Below are 16,667 nucleotides of genomic sequence, written 5' to 3'. Positions count from 1 at the left end.
AATAAGAATGTTCAGCTTGGCTCGGAAATCAGTTTTTCTCGAGCGCCCACAGGTCGCTTTCGATGCTCTCAAACCGTTCCATGAGGAGGGTCTGCAAATCGAAAATCGCCCTGTTGTAATAGTGCGGAGCAATTTCGCGGGTAAACAGCTCAAGAATTTCCGCCGCTTCGAACGAACCCAGGTCCAGTTCGAAACGATCCTCCATGAACCGCTTGATCTTGTGATTGGCCTCGTTCTCCTGCTCGGGAGTGAGGGTCAGGATCGGCGGTTTGGACTTCTTGGCGGCCATTTACCAGCGACCGTCCCACGCAGCGAAGTTCTGCAGCAATTGCAGGCCATGGGTATGGCTCTTCTCCGGGTGAAACTGCACGGCGAAACGCGACCCATCGGCCAGCGCCGCGGCGAAATCGACGCCGTAATGACCACCGCCCACCACCTGCCGCGCGTTGGCAGCGGCAATGTAGTAGCTGTGCACGAAGTAGAAACGCGCCATGTCAGGAATGTCGTGCCACAGCGGGTGACTGACCGTCTGCTTCACCTGGTTCCAGCCCATGTGCGGGACTTTCAGGTGTTCGCCGTCTTCATGCAGATCTTTGCCGAAGAACTTCACCGCGCCCGGGAACAGACCGATGCAGTCAACGCCGTTGTTCTCTTCGCTGGTGTCGAGCAAAGCCTGCATGCCGACACAGATCCCGAGGAACGGACGATCCTGGCTGACTTCACGCACCAGCGAATCAAACTCGAGGCGACGGATCTCCGCCATGCAATCGCGAATAGCGCCGACACCGGGGAACACCACGCGGTCGGCTTCGCGGATCACGTCCGCATCGCTGGTGATCAACACTTTACCGGCGCCGACGTGCTCGAGGGCCTTGGCCACCGAGTGCAGGTTACCCATGCCGTAATCGATAACTGCAACCGTCTGCATTACAGAACGCCTTTGGTCGATGGCATCTGCCCGGCCATGCGCTCGTCCAGCTCAACGGCCATGCGCAGCGCGCGGCCGAAAGCCTTGAACACGGTTTCGATCTGGTGGTGAGTGTTGGTGCCACGCAGGTTGTCGATGTGCATGCTGACCAGCGCGTGGTTGACGAAGCCCTGGAAGAATTCCTGGAACAGGTCAACGTCGAAGCCACCAACGGTAGCGCGAGTGTACGGCACATGCATTTGCAGGCCCGGACGACCAGAAAAATCGATCACCACGCGCGACAGCGCTTCATCGAGCGGCACGTAGGCATGGCCGTAGCGACGGATGCCTTTTTTGTCGCCGATGGCTTTGGCGAAGGCCTGGCCGAGGGTGATACCGACGTCTTCCACCGTGTGGTGGTCGTCGATATGCAGATCGCCCTTGCATTCAATATCCAGGTCGATCAACCCGTGACGGGCGATCTGATCCAGCATGTGCTCAAGAAAAGGAACGCCGATATTGAATCGGGCCTTTCCGGTGCCATCGAGGTTGATCGAGGCTTTGATCTGGGTTTCCAGAGTGTCGCGCTCGACAGAAGCCTTACGTTCGGCCATCACCAGCTCCGCAAAATCATTGGGCGAAAAAGGTAGCCATTATAGGCACGCGGGCGCGAAACAGAAACACGAGAAGGGATATGGCTGACGGAGTGAATCCGGGGGTGTCGCGGGTAGACATGTGCATACAAGCGGATTTGGAGACACCACAAACAAATGTGGGAGCGAGCTTGCTCGCGAAAGCGCTGGGTCAGCAACATTGATGTCGACTGACAGTACGCCTTCGCGAGCAAGCTCGCTCCCACAGGGTTCGGTGTTGGCCTGAAGATTTCAGGCCTGTGCACCTAGCTACATTAGTTAAACAATACCGCCGTTTTCTGCAGGGTCACCCACACACCCCACGCCAACGGAATACCCACCACCAGCCACGCAGCAACCGCCAATGGCTTGCTGCCCGGAGCGGCTTTCCACTCCAGAACGGTGCTTGCATCGGCACCTTTGTCATGGCCCAGCGCCTGTTCGGCGGCCAGTTCGGCGTCGGTCATGAAGTACTTGTCGGCTACCGGGCGCACCAGCAGGTTGCACAGGAAGCCCAGCACCAGCAGACCAGCGAGGATATAGAGCGTGATGTCGTAAGCGGCAGCGCGTTCAACGCCGATGCTCAGTTGATACTCACGCAGGTAGTTCACCAGCACCGGCCCCAGCACACCGGCAGCAGCCCAAGCGGTCAGCAGACGACCGTGGATCGCGCCAACCATCTGCGTACCGAACAGATCGGCCAGATAAGCCGGAACAGTCGCAAAACCACCGCCGTACATCGACAGGATGATGCAGAACGCCGCCACGAACAGCGCAACGTTACCTAGGTGACCCAGATTCGGGATCAACGCGTACAGGGCAAAACCCAGCGCAAAAAACACGAAGTAGGTGTTTTTACGGCCCAGGTAATCCGAGAACGATGCCCAGAAGAATCGGCCACCAATGTTGAACAGACTCAGCAGACCGGTGAAACCAGCAGCAATCGCGGCGATCGAAGCCAGTTGCCCGGCATCTAGCTGGCCGAACGGAAGGTCAACGCCAATCAATTTGCCGCCGAACACTTCCTGCAACAATGGCGAAGCCATGCCGAGGATGCCGATACCGGCGGAAACGTTCAGGCACAGCACCAGCCACACCAGACGGAATTGCGGGGTTTTCCACGCCACATTCACGTGTACGTGACGATGAGTGATCATCGCGTTCGCGGCTTTTTTCGCCGGAGCGGTCCAGCCTTCAGGCTTCCAGCCGGTTGGCGGTACGCGGTAGGACAGTGCGCCGCCGATCATGAACACGAAGTAGATCGCGGCCATCACCAGGAAGCTCTGCCACACGCCGACGCTGGTTTCCGAAGCGAAGTGACCCATCAGCGCCGCGGCCAACGGTGCACCGACCATCGCGCCGCCGCCGAAGCCCATGATCGCCATGCCAGTCGCCATGCCGCGCTTGTCCGGGAACCACTTGATCAGGGTCGACACCGGCGAGATATAGCCCAAGCCCAGACCGATACCGCCGATCACGCCGGAACCGATCCACATCAGCCAGATCTGGTGGGTATAAATCCCCAGCGCCGAAATCAGCAGACCGCCGCACCAGCACAGCGCCGAAACCACACCAGCCTTACGTGGCCCGGCGTGTTCCAGCCAGCCACCCCAGATCGCTGCCGAGCAGCCGAGGAAGATGAAGAACAGGGTGTAGATCCAGCCGAGCATCGAGATCGGCCAGTCGCATTGAGACGAGAAGACTTGTGCGATGAAGCTCATGTCCGGTGCGCAGGCCATTGGCTTGGTCACGCCCAGGGCTTTGGACAACGGCAACCAGAACACCGAAAAGCCGTAGGCCATGCCGATGCACAGGTGAATGGCCAGAGCGGCCGGTGGAACCAGCCAACGGTTGAAACCGGGCTTGGCGATGATGCGTTCCTTGGACAGGAACGCGGGCTGTTCGGCTTTAAAGCCGTCCGCCGTGATGCTCGTGCTCATTATGTATCCCCCAATTATTAGTATGGTTCGCCAGCCACTGCTCACCCCCGGCCTTATGCACGCAGGCATGACCGTTTTTTTGAGTGAAGCTCCTTGAAGGCGCGACGTTAAGTCGCAGAAGGACGGGCGAACCGGCGAAGGTTACCATTTGCACGTGACAGAAAAACCAAACTGATATCACCTTTTTTGAGTCATCTGATCTCATCTCTACGGGGAACCCCCATCACATCCGTTGTCGAAGCGCTACAAGCGGCGAGTCAACGAGCTCGGCAGGACGCCACAACAGTGAAGACTGATGCAGCGCTATACTCCCCGGCTAAATTACGAATTCGACTAATTACAAGGACTCGCCCATGAAAGCGTTCGGCAAAATCCTGGGTCTGGTACTTCTCGGGCTGTTGCTGATCATTGTGGCTGCAGGCTTTGCCCTGACCCACCTCTTCGATCCCAACGACTACAAAGACGAGATCCGCCAGATAGCCCGCGACAAGGCCCACATCGAGCTGACGCTCAATGGCGATATCGGCTGGAGCCTCTTCCCTTGGCTCGGCCTGGAGTTGCACGAAGCCAGCGTCGCCACCCTGGCCAAACCTGCCGAACCGTTTGCCGATTTGCAGATGCTCGGTCTGTCGGTGCGCGTGCTGCCGCTGCTGCGCCGCGAAGTGCAGATGAGCGATGTGCGCGTCGAAGGCCTGAACCTGCGCCTCAACCGTGACAAGAATGGCCATGGCAATTGGGAAGATATCGGCAAGGCGCCAGTCGTTGCTGGTACAACGCCGCCAGCAACCACCCCAGGCCAACCCGCCAGCGAGCCCACTGTAGCGGTGGAAAAACCGGCGCAACCGATCCGCCTCGACATCGACAGCCTGACCGTCAACAACGCCCGCGTTGAGTACAACGACGAACTGAGCGGCAAGCGATTCAGCGCCGAGAGCATCCAGTTGAGTACCGGCCCGGTGCACGACTCGACCAACATCCCGATCAAAGCCACCGCATTCCTCGGCACCAATCAACCTGTGCTGCGCGTGCGCACCGAACTCAATGGCGAGTTGCGCTTCGAGCGCGCCCTGCAACGCTACAAATTCGAAGACATGAAACTCTCCGGCGAAGTGGCCGGCGATCCGCTGCAAGGCAAGACCATGACCTTCTCCGCCCATGGGCAGTTGCTGCTGGATAAAGCCGCGAACGTCGCCGAATGGACCGGGATCAAGATCTCCGCCAACCAGTTGCGCGCCTTGGGTGAATTGAAAGTCAACGATCTCGACAAGACCCCGCAGATCACTGGCGGCATCTCCATCGCCCAGTTCGATCTGGCGAAATTCGTCGACAGCATCGGTCAAAAACTCCCGGCCATGGCCGAAGGCAGCCTGAGCAAAGTCGAACTGGTCAGCCGCATTGCGGCCACACCGACCAGCGTCGCGTTCGACAACATCAACCTGAAACTCGACGACAGCAGCTTCAGCGGGCGCATCGCCGTCGAAGACTTCGCCAAGCAATCATTGCGGGCGATCCTCAAGGCAGACACCTTCAACGTCGACCGTTACCTGCCACCGAAATCCGCAGCGGCCAACAGCGCCACGCAAACGCGTCAGGCCGAAGTCGCCAGCACCGAAGCCGGCGCCATGGCGGGGGCGGGCTCCTCACCGTTGCCAGACAAACCGAGCAAAAGCGCATGGAGCACCGAGCGCCTGCTGCCGGTTGAACGCCTGGCCAAACTCGACGTGGACGCCGACCTGACCTTCGGCCAACTGACTCTCGACAAACTGCCGATCCAGAATGCCGCACTCAAAGCCACCGGCCAGGGCGGCCTGCTGACCCTCGGCAACCTCAGCGGCGAGCTGTACAACGGCGGCTTCGAAGCCAAGGGCACCCTCGACGTGCGTCCGAGCGCACCGGTGCTGAATCTGCAGACCAAAATCAACCGCGTGCCAGCGGAAAAAATCCTCGAAAGCCAAGGCAAAAAACCGCCCGTCACAGGTTTGGTGACACTCACCAGCAATCTCACCGGCAGCGGCAACAGCCAACAGGCGCTTATCGATAGCCTCAACGGCAACGCCAGTTTCGTCATTAACAACGGCGTGCTGCTCAGCGCCAACCTTGAACAACAATTGTGCAAAGGCATCGCCACCCTCAATCGCAAATCACTCAGCGGCGAGCCACGGGGCAAGGACACACCGTTCCAGGAGCTCAAGGGCAACCTGACCTTCCGTAATGGCATCGCCAGCAACCCGGACCTCAAGGTTCGTATTCCGGGCATGACCGTCAACGGTGATGGCGACATCGATCTGCGGGTGCTGGGCATGGACTACCGCGTCGGCATCATCGTCGAAGGCGACACCAGTGCCATGCCCGACCCGGCCTGCCAGGTCGGCGACAAATTCGTCGGCATCGAGTGGCCGCTGCGCTGCCGTGGCCCGCTGGAGCTGGGCGCCAAGGCCTGCCGTCTGGATAACGAACGCATGGGTCAGGTCGCGACCAAACTGGCCGGCGACAAGCTCAGCGAAAAGATCGACGAGAAACTTGGCGACAAGGTCAGCCCGGAATTGAAAAATGCATTGAAGGGGCTGTTCAAGCGATGAGAGCGGAGCAGTTTTCAGAGGCGGTGCTGGATTGGTTCGACCGCCATGGTCGCCACGATTTGCCTTGGCAGCAGGACATCAACCCGTATCGGGTCTGGGTGTCGGAGATCATGTTGCAGCAGACCCAAGTCAGCACTGTGCTCAACTACTTCGACCGCTTCATGGCCGCGCTGCCAACGGTCGAAGCACTGGCCGAAGCGCCGGAAGACGAAGTGCTGCACCTGTGGACGGGCCTGGGTTACTACACCCGCGCACGCAATCTGCAGAAAACCGCGAAGATCGTCGTCAGCCGGTACGCTGGCGAGTTTCCGCGAGATGTCGAGAAGCTGGTTGAACTGCCGGGTATCGGCCTGTCCACCGCTGGCGCTATCGCCAGCATCAGCATGGGCCTGCGCGCGCCGATCCTCGATGGCAACGTCAAACGCGTTCTGGCGCGCTTTACCGCGCAAGAGGGCTACCCCGGCGAGCCGAAGGTCGCCAAACAGCTGTGGGCCAACGCGGAGCGCTTTACGCCGCACGATCGGGTCAACGCCTACACCCAGGCAATGATGGATCTCGGCGCCACGCTGTGCACGCGCAGCAAACCGAGTTGCCTGCTGTGTCCGCTGGAACGTGGCTGCGAAGCGCACATGCTCGGCCTGGAGACGCGCTACCCGATTCCCAAGCCGCGCAAAGCCATCCCGCAGAAGCGCACGCTGATGCCGATGCTGGCCAATGGCAAGGGCGCGATTCTGCTTTATCGCCGTCCGTCGACGGGTCTGTGGGGCGGTTTGTGGAGCCTGCCGGAACTCGACGACCTCGATGACCTGCAACATCTGGCCGATCAACACTCGCTGGAACTGGGCGAGCAGCAGGCGCTGCCGAGCCTCGTTCACACCTTCAGCCATTTCCAGCTGTCCATCGAACCCTGGCTGGTTCAGGTGCAGGAAGCCAGCCATCACGTGGCCGAGGCCGACTGGCTCTGGTATAACCTCGCCACCCCGCCGCGCCTGGGCCTCGCCGCCCCGGTCAAGACCTTGCTCGAACGCGCGGCCGCCGTATTGAATGCAGGAGAGTCGACATGACCCGCACCGTAATGTGCCGCAAGTACAAAGAACAACTCGAAGGTCTGGAACGCCCACCGTACCCGGGCGCCAAGGGTCAGGATATTTTTGACCACGTCTCGGCCAAGGCCTGGGCCGACTGGCAGAAACACCAGACTCTGCTGATCAACGAAAAACGCCTGAACATGATGAATGCCGAAGATCGTAAATTTCTGCAGGGCGAAATGGACAAGTACTTCTCCGGCGAGGAATACGCCCAGGCCGAAGGCTATGTTCCGCCTGCGCAGTGACCCCGCAAAATCGGGGGTCGGATCGTAAGCGACGGAATTAATTTAAGAAATTTTAAAAAAGTCGTTGACGTAAATCCGAAAAACCCTTTTAATGCGCCCCGTTGCCCAGATAGCTCAGTCGGTAGAGCAGGGGATTGAAAATCCCCGTGTCGGCGGTTCGATTCCGTCTCTGGGCACCAAATACCGAAAACCCTGAATCGCAAGATTCAGGGTTTTTTTATGCCTGCGATTTAAGCCCCTCCTCCTCACCCCCGCTTCTCTCGGTATCCCTTCCCTTGGGTGTATTGGAAAAAACCCGAAATCTGTATCTCTCCCCGCACAGGAAATCTCGCGAGTATTCCTACAAGCCTTGGCGATCCCGTGCCTGGCCATACCTTGCGCCCCGCAAACACTCTGGACCCTTTAAGTGATCAGAGCGCATTACCTGTTTTCTGGAAAACCGTGCATGAGCTCTCTCTTGTTGCAAATGTCCCCCATCGTTCTGGTCATCTCGCTAATCCAGATCGTCCGCCGCCCACCGGTACAAGCCGCGCTGGCAGGTGTGGCACTGGTGCTCGTACTGTGGCTGTCAGGCGCTGCCGGGGCCGTATCCGTCGCGATCGCTTCTGCAATCTTTCAGGACACCACGATCCTGTTTCTCAGCACCGCGTGCGTGATCGTTCCGGGGCTGGCCTTCGTCATTCTGGTCGAGCGCGGTGGCGCGCCTCAGGCCATCGGCGCGTGGGTCAAGGAGCTCGGCTGGGCACCGCCGGCACAGATCATCTTCATCGTGCTGGGCCTGGCGCCGCTGCTTGAAGCCATGACCGGTTTCGGCGTCTCTCTGATCGCCACGGTACCGCTGTTGATGGGCCTGTTCACGCGCCAGTCGGGGATGAAAATCGCGCTCGCCGGCATGGTCATCATGCCGTGGGGCACGCTGGGGTTGGCGACGGTGATCGGCGCGCTACTGGCGCACTTGCCGGCAGAAACCCTCGGCAGTCATTCGGCGCTGATCAGTGCGCCGGTGTTCCTCTGCCTGGCCGCGATTGCCATGTGGCAGGGCGGCATCCGCAGCGTATCGCCGTGGCTGGGGCTGATTGGGGTGACGACGCTGTTTGTCGCGGTGCTGTTTTCGATCAATCTGTGGATCGGGCCGGAAGTCTCCGGTGTGCTGGCCGGTCTGGCCGTGGCCTGCGTAGGCTTGGGCATTTCGTTCGCACAACGCAAAAAACGGGTGCGCTGGCCGAGCGCGGCGTGGCCGTACCTGGCCTTGCTGGGGGTGATCGTTGCCTCGCGTGGAGTGTTCGTTCTTTCGGGCTGGGATGCGCTGTGGATCGTCAAAGGCGACCACGTTTCATGGAAGCCATTGGCGTCCCCGGGGCTGGCCTTGCTGATCGTCACTTTGTGGATGGCGATTCGGCAAAGCACAGCGGCGGGTTTCCCGTGGCGCGCGCTGTTCAACCGAGCGAAGTTTCCAGGCACGACGATTTTCCTGTTTTTGCTGCTCTCGCAGGTGATGGTCAATGCCGGGTTCCTGGTTGAGGCGCAGCGCACGCTGCAATCGTTGTCAGGGATTTCCCTGGCGCCGACCATCGCGTTGCTGGCGGGGATTGCCGGTTACGTCACCGGTTCCAATGTCGGCGGCAACACCCTCGTCATGCCGTCTATCGCCGCACTGACCAGCGAGCACGGCGCGTGGCTGGCCGCGATGGTCAACAGTGCCGCCGGGCATGGGGCGCTGGGGTCGCTGTCGATTCTGTCGCTGATCACCGGGCTGGCGGGCGCTAACCGGCAGGAAGAAAACAACCTGATTCGATTCGCCTTCGGACTGGTAGCCCTCAACATCGTCATAGTTGCTGCAACAGGGCTCGCTTTACTCTATTTTCTCTGAATTGTTTCCAGAAATGCCCCAGAGAACTTATGGACAGGTTTGATATACCGGACAAACGCTGGCGAATCGTCAAGGACTGGATTGTTCGTCAGATCGACAGTGGTGAGTGGGCAACCGAAGCAAAACTGCCCTCGATCCGGGCCCTGGCGCGAATGTTCGAAACCAGCATCACCACCGTTCAGCGAGCACTGGCGGATCTGGAAGCCGATGCCTACGTTTCGACTGTCCCCCGTGTCGGCTATTTCGTCTCGACTGCAGGGCGAGCCAAACCGGCCAGTGGTTTTGATTTCTCCAGCGTCACGGTCAACGTCAATCATGCGGTAGTCGCGATGCTCTCCCAAGCGGCGTCGCGCACTACCGCATCATTGAACTCGGCCGTGTTGCACAGCGACCTCACACCGAATGTTCTCCTCAACAAATGCCTGTCGGTGCTGGCCGGCAAAGCCGACAACTCGCTGACCGGACTGGTCGCACCGCCCGGCCTGCCAGCGCTGCGACGGCGGATTGCCGGGCTGATGCTGACCCGTGGCGTGGTCTGCGGGCCAGACGATATTCTGGTGACATCGGGCGACACGATCGCCTTGGAGCTGGCACTGGAAGCCGTCGCGCCGCGAGGCGCCACCGTCGCCATCGAAACCCCGACCTATTACGGCATCCTGCAGACCATCGAACGCCTGGGCATGCGCGCCTTGCCGATCCGCACGCACGGCAAACTGGGCCTCGACGTCGATCACCTCGAAGAGGCGTTGAAACTGAAAAAGGTCGCGGTGATCTTTCTCAACCCAACCCTGCAAAACCCCCGTGGTTTCATCATGCCCGATGAGACACGCGCGCGACTTTCGCAGATCGCTCGGGAAGCGGACGTGCCGATTATCGAGGACGACATTTTCTTCGACCTGGTGCCCGAAGGCGAACGCCCGCGCGCCATCAAGAGCTACGACAGCAGCGGGCAGACGATTTACTGTTCGTCATTCTCCAAGACCATCGCGCCCGGCTATCGCGTTGGCTGGTGTCTGGCCGGCAAGTACCGCAACGCGATTCTGGCGCAGATGTTTTCCCGCAACCTGGCGGTGTCCAGCCTGGCGCAAAATGTCCTGAACGAATTTATCGGGCGCGGCTACATGGACGAGCACTGCGCCAGGCTCAGGTCGCAACTGTCTTCGCATGCGAGCTTTGTCGAAGCGCTGGTGCGCACGGAATTCCCTGCGGGAACCCTGTATGTGCCGCCACGCGGAGGTTTCATTCATTGGATCGAGCTGCCAGCACACACGGACATGTTGGCGCTGGATCGGTTGGCCAGCGAGCGCAGTTGCCACGTGGCCGGGAGCGGGATTTTTTTCGCCGACGGGCATGCAACCACAGGCGTGCGTGTCTGCCTGGGTACAGCGCTGACCCCGGACGTGATCAGCATTCTGAAGGTGATTGCCGAGTGCGCGCACCTCGCCGGGCGACCATCAGACGTGCGGCAAATACTGACTGAACACTATCAAGAAACAGCGGTTTCCTGACCGCGAAAGGACGCTTACAGAATCACCTCATGAATCAGAAAAGAACCCGCATCCCCTTGCCCCATCCGCCGCCGTATCGCCAAAGCCGGGGGACCTTCTGGCTGACCGTGCTCGTTGGCGTTCTGATTGTCTTCGCTATCGGCGCATCCACCTGGATGCTGTTCGACAGCTGGACCAGCGGCTCCATCACTACAACCAATCGCGGCCCGAAAGACACCTACACCCTCGCCCTGCAACCCCGGCGGTTCTGGATCGAGTTCGTGTCGCAAAGCATAGGGACTTTGTTCCTGCTGTTTATCGGGGTGTTCGGATTGTGGATTTATCGCAAAGTGCAGGAGCCTGTGGAGAAGCCGAAAGGCAAACGCGTTCGCCGATAAATAATCCCGTTCTCCGACAATCATCGTTGTTTGATTAAACGTGGCCCGGTCGCGCTCCAGAACGCTATGAATCTGGAGTGCGTACGAAATGGACTACAGACCGTCGCCACTCAATGCGTCATGAGCCCGTAACGTCCTGCAACACCCATCCCTTCTTCCTGCCGACTTCAAAGGCTCGCCCGACATCGCCAAACAGCAACTGTCGGCATGCTGGTGCTTCTGTTTCCAATGACGCGGAAGACCCGATGAACCAGCTAAAACCTGCTGACACGCAAGACCCGAAAATCGATTCACTGCTGGGCGAACTTGGCGAGCTGATCCGCCATGCGCGGCAAAAAGTGCTGCGCGTTGTAGATACGATTCAGGTTCAGACCTGCTGGCAGATAGGCCGACATATTGTCGAGTTTGAACAGGAGGGCGCCCGGCGGGCGGGGTATGGCAAGCATTTGCTGGCCATACTGGCGAAGGATCTGACAGCTCAATTCGGCAAGGGGTTTGATGAGACAAACCTACGGAAGATGCGCCTGTTTTATCAAACATTCCCAATTCGAGACGCACTGCGTCTCGAATTGAGCTGGACCCACTATCGTCGGCTCCTGCGGGTCGAAAGTGAAAAGGCACGTCAGTGGTACATGGACGAATGCGCCACCCTCAACTGGTCAAGTCGCGCGCTGGATCGCCAGATCAATACGATGTACTACGAGCGCCTCCTGATGAGTCGGGACAAGGCAGGTGTGATCGAGGAGGCCACAACCAATATCGCAGCCATGAACTGCAGTCCCCGTGAGTTCATCCGTGACCCTGTCATCCTCGAGTTTCTCGGCCTGCCATCACCGGGCAAGGTCAATGAAACAGGGCTTGAGCAAGCGCTCATCGATCACTTGCAGAGCTTCCTGCTTGAACTCGGCAAAGGGTTCTCCTTTGTCGCTCGACAACAGCGCATCAGTGCCGGTGGTTCGGATCTGTACATCGATCTGGTGTTTTACAACTATCTGCTCAAATGCTTTGTGATCATTGACCTCAAACGTGGCCAGCTCAGCGCCCGCGATGTCGGGCAAATGGACATGTATGTGCGCATGTATGACGAACTCAAGCGCAGTGAAGGCGATAAACCGACCGTCGGGATCATTCTCTGTGCGCAGGACAACGAGGCTGTTGCGCGCTACTCGTTACTCAAAGGCAACGAGCAACTGTTCGCCAGCAGCTACAAAACGGTGCTGCCAAGTGTCGAAGAGTTGCAGGCAGAGCTGAAAAGAGAACAGGCATTGATCGAGGAACGCATGCTCAGCGAGTCCACGGAATAAACGCTGCGGATTGTCCCTCGGGTGTGCTGAGACTATTGTTGGCTGCTACCCGTGAAGATCGAGCGCCATGAGTTCTCAAGACACGCGCGAATTGGAAAATGTGCAGCGAAAGCCCTCATCGGCAACTGCGGTGCAAGATGACCCCTTCAAGGAAACTGCCGCCGACGGTTTTGTCCTTGGTGGTTTCACCTGGCGTCATGCCCTGCCCGATATCCAGCGCCCGGTGGTGATCATCAACGCCGCCACGTCGGTGCGCTGCCGTCATTACTCGCGTTTCGCTGATTATCTGTATGCCAATGGCTTTGACGTGATCACCTACGACTACCGTGGCATTGGCGAGTCGCGAACCGGTTCAATCAAAGGCCTCAACGCCTCATGGACAGATTGGGGCGCGCTGGATTTCGAGGCGATGCTCACGCGCGCACAACGGGATTTTCCCGGTCAGCCGATCGATGTCGTCGGCCACAGTTTTGGTGGCTGCGCGACTGGCCTCGGTGAGTCCGGACAGGTCATCCGACGGCTGGTCACCGTCGGCGCGCAGTTCGCCTACTGGCGCGATTACGCGCCCGAACAGCGCTGGCGCATGTTCGCTAAATGGCATGTGCTGATGCCGTTGCTGACGCTGTTCTGCGGTTACTTTCCCGGTAAACGCCTCGGCTGGCTGGAAGACACGCCGGCAGGCGTGGTGCGCGACTGGAGCACGCCCACTGCGCGTTACGAACGGCGGCCAAGCGGGCGAGCGATGTTGGCGAGAACAGACCACCTGCCCTTTGCCAACGTCCGCGCGCAGACCCTGGCGATCAGCATCAGCGACGACCCTTATGGCACGATTGCAGCCATCGAGCGGCTGCTCAACTACTTCAGCCATGCGCCAAAAACCCACCTGCGTATCGACCCGCAGGACATCGGCGAACAACAAGTCGGACATTTCGCCTTTTTTCGCAGCGCATACCAAGCCACACTATGGCCCATCGCTCTGAACTGGCTGCAAACCGGCGAACTGGCCCCCGATACCCCCGGGCGGCAAGTGCCACGCAGTTGAGCCCACCCAACGCACGACGGAACACATCATGGCCTCCGCCAACAAGCAGCAAAAACGCGCCGCCCGGGCCAAGACCAAGGCCAAGCAGAACCGCACCAAACGCGCCGAGGCGCCGGTCGAACTGGACCCGAACGATGACCGTATCGACTTCGAGTCGGTGGACCTGACCGAGCTGTTCAAGAAAATGATCGACGCCGAGAAGGTCAGCCAGCAAGCGCTGTGCACCGCATTCCTCGAAGACCCGCTGCTGGAACTGGTCTACGAGCAGGAAGGCGAAGAAGGCTCTATGGATTTCATCCTCGCCGCGCTGATCGAGTATCGCCAGTGGTCGCAAGAAACCGATGAGGCCGGCGCGCTGGCGTGGATCGAGTCCCCGGCGTTCCAGGCCGACTATGTGGCGGCGTCCGACGCAATTGCCGCACAAACCCAACAGAAGAACTGAGTTCCCATGGCATCCCTGAACAAGCAACAGAAACGCGCCAAACGCGCCAAGGCCAAAGCCAAGCAAATCCGTATGGTCGGCCGCAAGCCGCTGGATCAGGACGACGACCTCGGCCACCTCGCCGAGCCGATCCCGGAATACACCCTGGCGATGTTCAGCAAAATGCGCGACGCCGAAGCCGTCAGCCGCAACGACATGCTGCTGACGCTGCTGCGCGAACTGGCGTTCATCATCATCGATCACCCTGATCTGCTCGACATGGAAAACGCCGAAAACGAAGGCATGGCCGCCACCCACCTGGCTGCCGACATGCTCATCGACTACCGCATGTGGGCCGACGGCATGACCATCGAAGCCGCCCAGGCCTGGCTGAGCGAACCGCAGTTCATCACCGACTTCGGGGTTGCGCTGGATACTTATGGCAAGTCGGTCGAAGACAGCGAGCCAAAAGCCGAGTAACTTTCACACCTGACGTTCACGCACGATCAAGAAAAGGAGGTCGAGTAAAGATGACAACTTATCTGATCGAGCCATGCGAGGGCGGGCCTGCGCAGAAAGCAGAAGTACCAGGAGCAATCAACGACAGAGATCCTGCTAACACTCTCAAGAGAACAACTTGGGATGAGTGGTTCGACGAAGAGAAATGCGGCGCAGACTTTATTCTTTTGCGAGAACAAAGCTGATTCTAGATCTGAAGCTGCTGACACTTTGCTTTCGGTAGCACAAACAAAAACGGCCGCTAGTCATCCTGACAGCGGCCGTTTTGCATTACGCGTTACAGATCAGTTCAACACCACCGCGCCACGTTTTTCCTGCTTGCGACGACGCGCCACCAGCAGGCCCGTCGCCACCACCATCAGGCTCAGCAGTCCGGTCGCGAGGATTTCCACGCGGTGCGCTTCCTGAAACAGCATGATGGTCAGGGCCGCGACGATGAAGATGATCACCGCGTAGGTCAGGCCCGGAAACAGCCACATGCTGAAGACGATTTTCTCGCCACGAGCCATGCGCTGTTTGCGCATCCGCAGTTGCGAGAACGCGATCACCAGGTACACCAGCAGTGCGATCGCACCGGAGCTGGCCAGCAGGAATTCGAACACGGCAGCCGGGGCCACGTAGTTGGCGAATGTGCAGAGGAACGCGGCACCAGTGGACAACATCACCGCCCAGTAAGGCGTACCGCTTTTGTTGACCCGGGTCGCCATGGCCGGCGCGTCACCACGCTTGCCGAGGGAGAAGAGCATGCGCGACGAGGTATAAAGCGCCGAGTTCAGGCAGCTCGTTACAGCGACCAGAACCACGATGTCGACGATCATTTTGGCGTTCGGGATGCCCATGCGCTCCAGCACGGTCTGGTAGGAACCGAGGTTGGCCAGCGTAGGATCGTTCCATGGCACCAGCGCCACGACGATGAAGATCGATACGAGGTAGAACAGGCCGATCCGCCAGATTACCGAATTGGTCGCTTTGGAAATTTGCTGGCCCGGGTTCTTCGATTCCGCGGCCGCAATGGTCACGATCTCGGTCCCCATGAACGAGAACATGGTGGTCAGGATCGCCCCCAACACCGCGCCCATGCCGTTGGGCAGGAAGCCGCCGCTGTCGAACAGGTGCGAAACGCCGCTGACCTGGCTGTTCGGCAAGAAGCCGAAGATTGCCGCAAGACCGAGCCCGATGAAGCCTATGATCGCCAACACTTTGATCAGGGCGAACCAGAATTCGAACTCACCGTAGTTTTTCACGCTGAACAGGTTGGTCACCGTCAGCAGCAGGGTGATGACCAGCGCAAACGCCCAAATGCCCACGTCGGGGAACCACGCGTGCAGGATGGTCGCGGCGGCGTTGGCTTCCAGCGGAATCACCAACACCCAGAACCACCAGTACAACCAGCCGATAGTGAAACCGGCCCAGTGCCCGATGGCGCGGTCGGCATACGTCGAGAACGAGCCGGTGTCGGGCGAAGCAACCGCCATTTCGCCGAGCATGCGCATCACCAGCACCACCAGGGTACCAGCGGCAGCGTAAGCCAACAGCACGGCAGGGCCGGCGGCGGCGATGGCGTGGCCGGAGCCAACGAACAGGCCGGCGCCGATAACACCGGCGATCGACAACATGGTCACATGACGCGGTTTGAGCCCTTGTTCGAGGCCATTGGTGCTTGGGGTAATGCTCATCGAAACTACCTTTGCAAGGAAAGCGATTGCGTCCGGCCCGTTCGAAATTTCCTTCTCGTAAAAAGAAACCAACGGGGCGTTCCTTATTCTGCACGCAATAATTGCGCCAAAATATTTCAAACTCTTTAGGGCTGGGGCTTTGCGCGTGACCGGACAGTCATCGCAAGTCATTGGATTTAATGGCAATCCGCCACAGCGTTACCCTGCGACTCACTTTAATGACGAATCAGTGCACCGCAAACACACTGAAAAAGTGTGGGATGCACAATAAAAGGGCGAATCAGGAACGTTCGGCCGGATAGCGCTTCCAACACCCCGCCAAAGCTGGCAACATCGCGCCTTTTTTTACGCGACACCCGCGCTATCAGATGATCAAACACCCGTTCGGTTGTTGATGGGGCGACAGTCTGCTGTGCTGATGCGACAACCCGCCACATGCCACCCGTTTACCGCTCGTAGCGCTGTTGGCTGCCATTGAAACGCTATGCTAGCTTGGCCGCCTCGCCAGGAAGGCCAGCCAACAGCATGAGCGCAACATATATGAGGAACGCACATGGCT

At 59.2% G+C, this 16,667-nt stretch carries 16 protein-coding genes and 1 tRNA gene; 12 read left to right on the top strand and 5 right to left on the bottom strand.

Annotated elements, in window-relative coordinates; translation table 11 throughout:
- Window positions 1–28: 28 nt before the first annotated feature.
- The 4 genes from ACIQVE_RS27480 to ACIQVE_RS27465 all read right to left on the bottom strand — a co-directional run bounded on the left by ACIQVE_RS27480 (window position 29) and on the right by ACIQVE_RS27465 (window position 3,479).
- Window positions 29–289: a DUF2164 domain-containing protein gene (locus tag ACIQVE_RS27480; protein ID WP_402814660.1), complete on the bottom strand. Its 261-nt coding sequence runs from the start codon at window positions 287–289 to the stop codon at window positions 29–31.
- Complete coding sequence (gene hisH / locus ACIQVE_RS27475; RefSeq protein ID WP_402814658.1) at window positions 290–928, bottom strand: imidazole glycerol phosphate synthase subunit HisH; 639 nt, start codon at window positions 926–928, stop codon at window positions 290–292.
- Window positions 928–1,521, bottom strand: coding sequence for an imidazoleglycerol-phosphate dehydratase HisB (gene hisB / locus ACIQVE_RS27470; protein WP_402814656.1), 594 nt, complete (start codon window positions 1,519–1,521; stop codon window positions 928–930). The genes hisH and hisB overlap by 1 nt, the downstream gene beginning before the upstream one ends.
- 293 nt (window positions 1,522–1,814) lie before the next feature.
- Window positions 1,815–3,479: an OFA family MFS transporter gene (locus tag ACIQVE_RS27465; protein ID WP_402814653.1), complete on the bottom strand. Its 1,665-nt coding sequence runs from the start codon at window positions 3,477–3,479 to the stop codon at window positions 1,815–1,817.
- Between the two features lie 353 nt (window positions 3,480–3,832).
- On the opposite strand from ACIQVE_RS27465, the gene ACIQVE_RS27460 reads away from it, so the two are divergent.
- From ACIQVE_RS27460 to ACIQVE_RS27405, 12 genes are all read left to right on the top strand, one after another.
- Window positions 3,833–6,058, top strand: a complete 2,226-nt coding sequence (locus ACIQVE_RS27460) for an AsmA family protein (protein WP_402814650.1) — start codon at window positions 3,833–3,835, stop codon at window positions 6,056–6,058.
- Window positions 6,055–7,122, top strand: coding sequence for an A/G-specific adenine glycosylase (gene mutY, locus ACIQVE_RS27455; RefSeq protein ID WP_402814647.1), 1,068 nt, complete (start codon window positions 6,055–6,057; stop codon window positions 7,120–7,122). The genes ACIQVE_RS27460 and mutY overlap by 4 nt, the downstream gene beginning before the upstream one ends.
- Window positions 7,119–7,391: an oxidative damage protection protein gene (locus ACIQVE_RS27450; RefSeq protein ID WP_402814644.1), complete on the top strand. Its 273-nt coding sequence runs from the start codon at window positions 7,119–7,121 to the stop codon at window positions 7,389–7,391. The genes mutY and ACIQVE_RS27450 overlap by 4 nt, the downstream gene beginning before the upstream one ends.
- A gap of 103 nt (window positions 7,392–7,494) precedes the next feature.
- Window positions 7,495–7,570, top strand: a tRNA-Phe gene (locus tag ACIQVE_RS27445).
- 266 nt (window positions 7,571–7,836) lie between these two features.
- On the top strand, window positions 7,837–9,261 hold the full coding sequence (locus tag ACIQVE_RS27440; protein ID WP_402814643.1) for a transporter: 1,425 nt from the start codon (window positions 7,837–7,839) through the stop codon (window positions 9,259–9,261).
- Between the two features lie 29 nt (window positions 9,262–9,290).
- Entirely contained in the window at window positions 9,291–10,769 is a 1,479-nt protein-coding gene (locus ACIQVE_RS27435) for a PLP-dependent aminotransferase family protein (protein WP_402814642.1), read from the top strand.
- Window positions 10,770–10,798: 29 nt separating this feature from the next.
- On the top strand, window positions 10,799–11,146 hold the full coding sequence (locus tag ACIQVE_RS27430; RefSeq protein WP_402814639.1) for a hypothetical protein: 348 nt from the start codon (window positions 10,799–10,801) through the stop codon (window positions 11,144–11,146).
- A gap of 245 nt (window positions 11,147–11,391) precedes the next feature.
- A complete protein-coding gene (locus ACIQVE_RS27425; protein WP_402814636.1) occupies window positions 11,392–12,450 on the top strand; it encodes a YhcG family protein in 1,059 nt (352 codons plus the stop codon).
- Between the two features lie 67 nt (window positions 12,451–12,517).
- Window positions 12,518–13,492: an alpha/beta fold hydrolase gene (locus ACIQVE_RS27420; RefSeq protein ID WP_402814634.1), complete on the top strand. Its 975-nt coding sequence runs from the start codon at window positions 12,518–12,520 to the stop codon at window positions 13,490–13,492.
- Between the two features lie 28 nt (window positions 13,493–13,520).
- Window positions 13,521–13,934, top strand: a complete 414-nt coding sequence (locus ACIQVE_RS27415; RefSeq protein ID WP_402814632.1) for a hypothetical protein — start codon at window positions 13,521–13,523, stop codon at window positions 13,932–13,934.
- 6 nt (window positions 13,935–13,940) lie between these two features.
- Window positions 13,941–14,393, top strand: a complete 453-nt coding sequence (locus ACIQVE_RS27410) for a hypothetical protein (protein ID WP_402814629.1) — start codon at window positions 13,941–13,943, stop codon at window positions 14,391–14,393.
- 50 nt (window positions 14,394–14,443) lie between these two features.
- Window positions 14,444–14,617 (top strand): hypothetical protein, encoded by a 174-nt coding sequence (locus ACIQVE_RS27405; protein ID WP_402814627.1) that lies wholly within the window; start codon window positions 14,444–14,446, stop codon window positions 14,615–14,617.
- Between the two features lie 99 nt (window positions 14,618–14,716).
- Here the strand turns inward: ACIQVE_RS27405 and gabP are convergent, their stop codons facing one another.
- Window positions 14,717–16,108, bottom strand: coding sequence for a GABA permease (gabP, locus tag ACIQVE_RS27400; RefSeq protein WP_402814624.1), 1,392 nt, complete (start codon window positions 16,106–16,108; stop codon window positions 14,717–14,719).
- Window positions 16,109–16,667: the final 559 nt, after the last annotated feature.

Source organism: Pseudomonas sp. NPDC098747 (genome assembly GCF_044760045.1).
In the GTDB taxonomy this organism is placed as follows: Bacteria; Pseudomonadota; Gammaproteobacteria; order Pseudomonadales; family Pseudomonadaceae; genus Aquipseudomonas.
Note: the sequence above shows the minus strand (reverse complement) of the source record. Positions and strands in the feature narration are given on the sequence as shown.

Bases quoted from the DNA above. Each gene is read 5' to 3' on its own strand.
- mutY (WP_402814647.1), top strand. From the start codon at position 6,055: ATGAGAGCGGAGCAGTTTTCAGAGGCGGTGCTGGATTGGTTCGACCGC.
- ACIQVE_RS27480 (WP_402814660.1), bottom strand. From the start codon at position 289: ATGGCCGCCAAGAAGTCCAAACCGCCGATCCTGACCCTCACTCCCGAG.
- ACIQVE_RS27430 (WP_402814639.1), top strand. From the start codon at position 10,799: ATGAATCAGAAAAGAACCCGCATCCCCTTGCCCCATCCGCCGCCGTAT.
- ACIQVE_RS27405 (WP_402814627.1), top strand. From the start codon at position 14,444: ATGACAACTTATCTGATCGAGCCATGCGAGGGCGGGCCTGCGCAGAAA.
- hisH (WP_402814658.1), bottom strand. From the start codon at position 928: ATGCAGACGGTTGCAGTTATCGATTACGGCATGGGTAACCTGCACTCG.
- gabP (WP_402814624.1), bottom strand. From the start codon at position 16,108: ATGAGCATTACCCCAAGCACCAATGGCCTCGAACAAGGGCTCAAACCG.
- ACIQVE_RS27420 (WP_402814634.1), top strand. From the start codon at position 12,518: ATGAGTTCTCAAGACACGCGCGAATTGGAAAATGTGCAGCGAAAGCCC.
- ACIQVE_RS27440 (WP_402814643.1), top strand. From the start codon at position 7,837: ATGAGCTCTCTCTTGTTGCAAATGTCCCCCATCGTTCTGGTCATCTCG.
- ACIQVE_RS27460 (WP_402814650.1), top strand. From the start codon at position 3,833: ATGAAAGCGTTCGGCAAAATCCTGGGTCTGGTACTTCTCGGGCTGTTG.
- ACIQVE_RS27415 (WP_402814632.1), top strand. From the start codon at position 13,521: ATGGCCTCCGCCAACAAGCAGCAAAAACGCGCCGCCCGGGCCAAGACC.
- ACIQVE_RS27465 (WP_402814653.1), bottom strand. From the start codon at position 3,479: ATGAGCACGAGCATCACGGCGGACGGCTTTAAAGCCGAACAGCCCGCG.
- ACIQVE_RS27450 (WP_402814644.1), top strand. From the start codon at position 7,119: ATGACCCGCACCGTAATGTGCCGCAAGTACAAAGAACAACTCGAAGGT.
- ACIQVE_RS27425 (WP_402814636.1), top strand. From the start codon at position 11,392: ATGAACCAGCTAAAACCTGCTGACACGCAAGACCCGAAAATCGATTCA.
- ACIQVE_RS27410 (WP_402814629.1), top strand. From the start codon at position 13,941: ATGGCATCCCTGAACAAGCAACAGAAACGCGCCAAACGCGCCAAGGCC.
- ACIQVE_RS27435 (WP_402814642.1), top strand. From the start codon at position 9,291: ATGGACAGGTTTGATATACCGGACAAACGCTGGCGAATCGTCAAGGAC.
- hisB (WP_402814656.1), bottom strand. From the start codon at position 1,521: ATGGCCGAACGTAAGGCTTCTGTCGAGCGCGACACTCTGGAAACCCAG.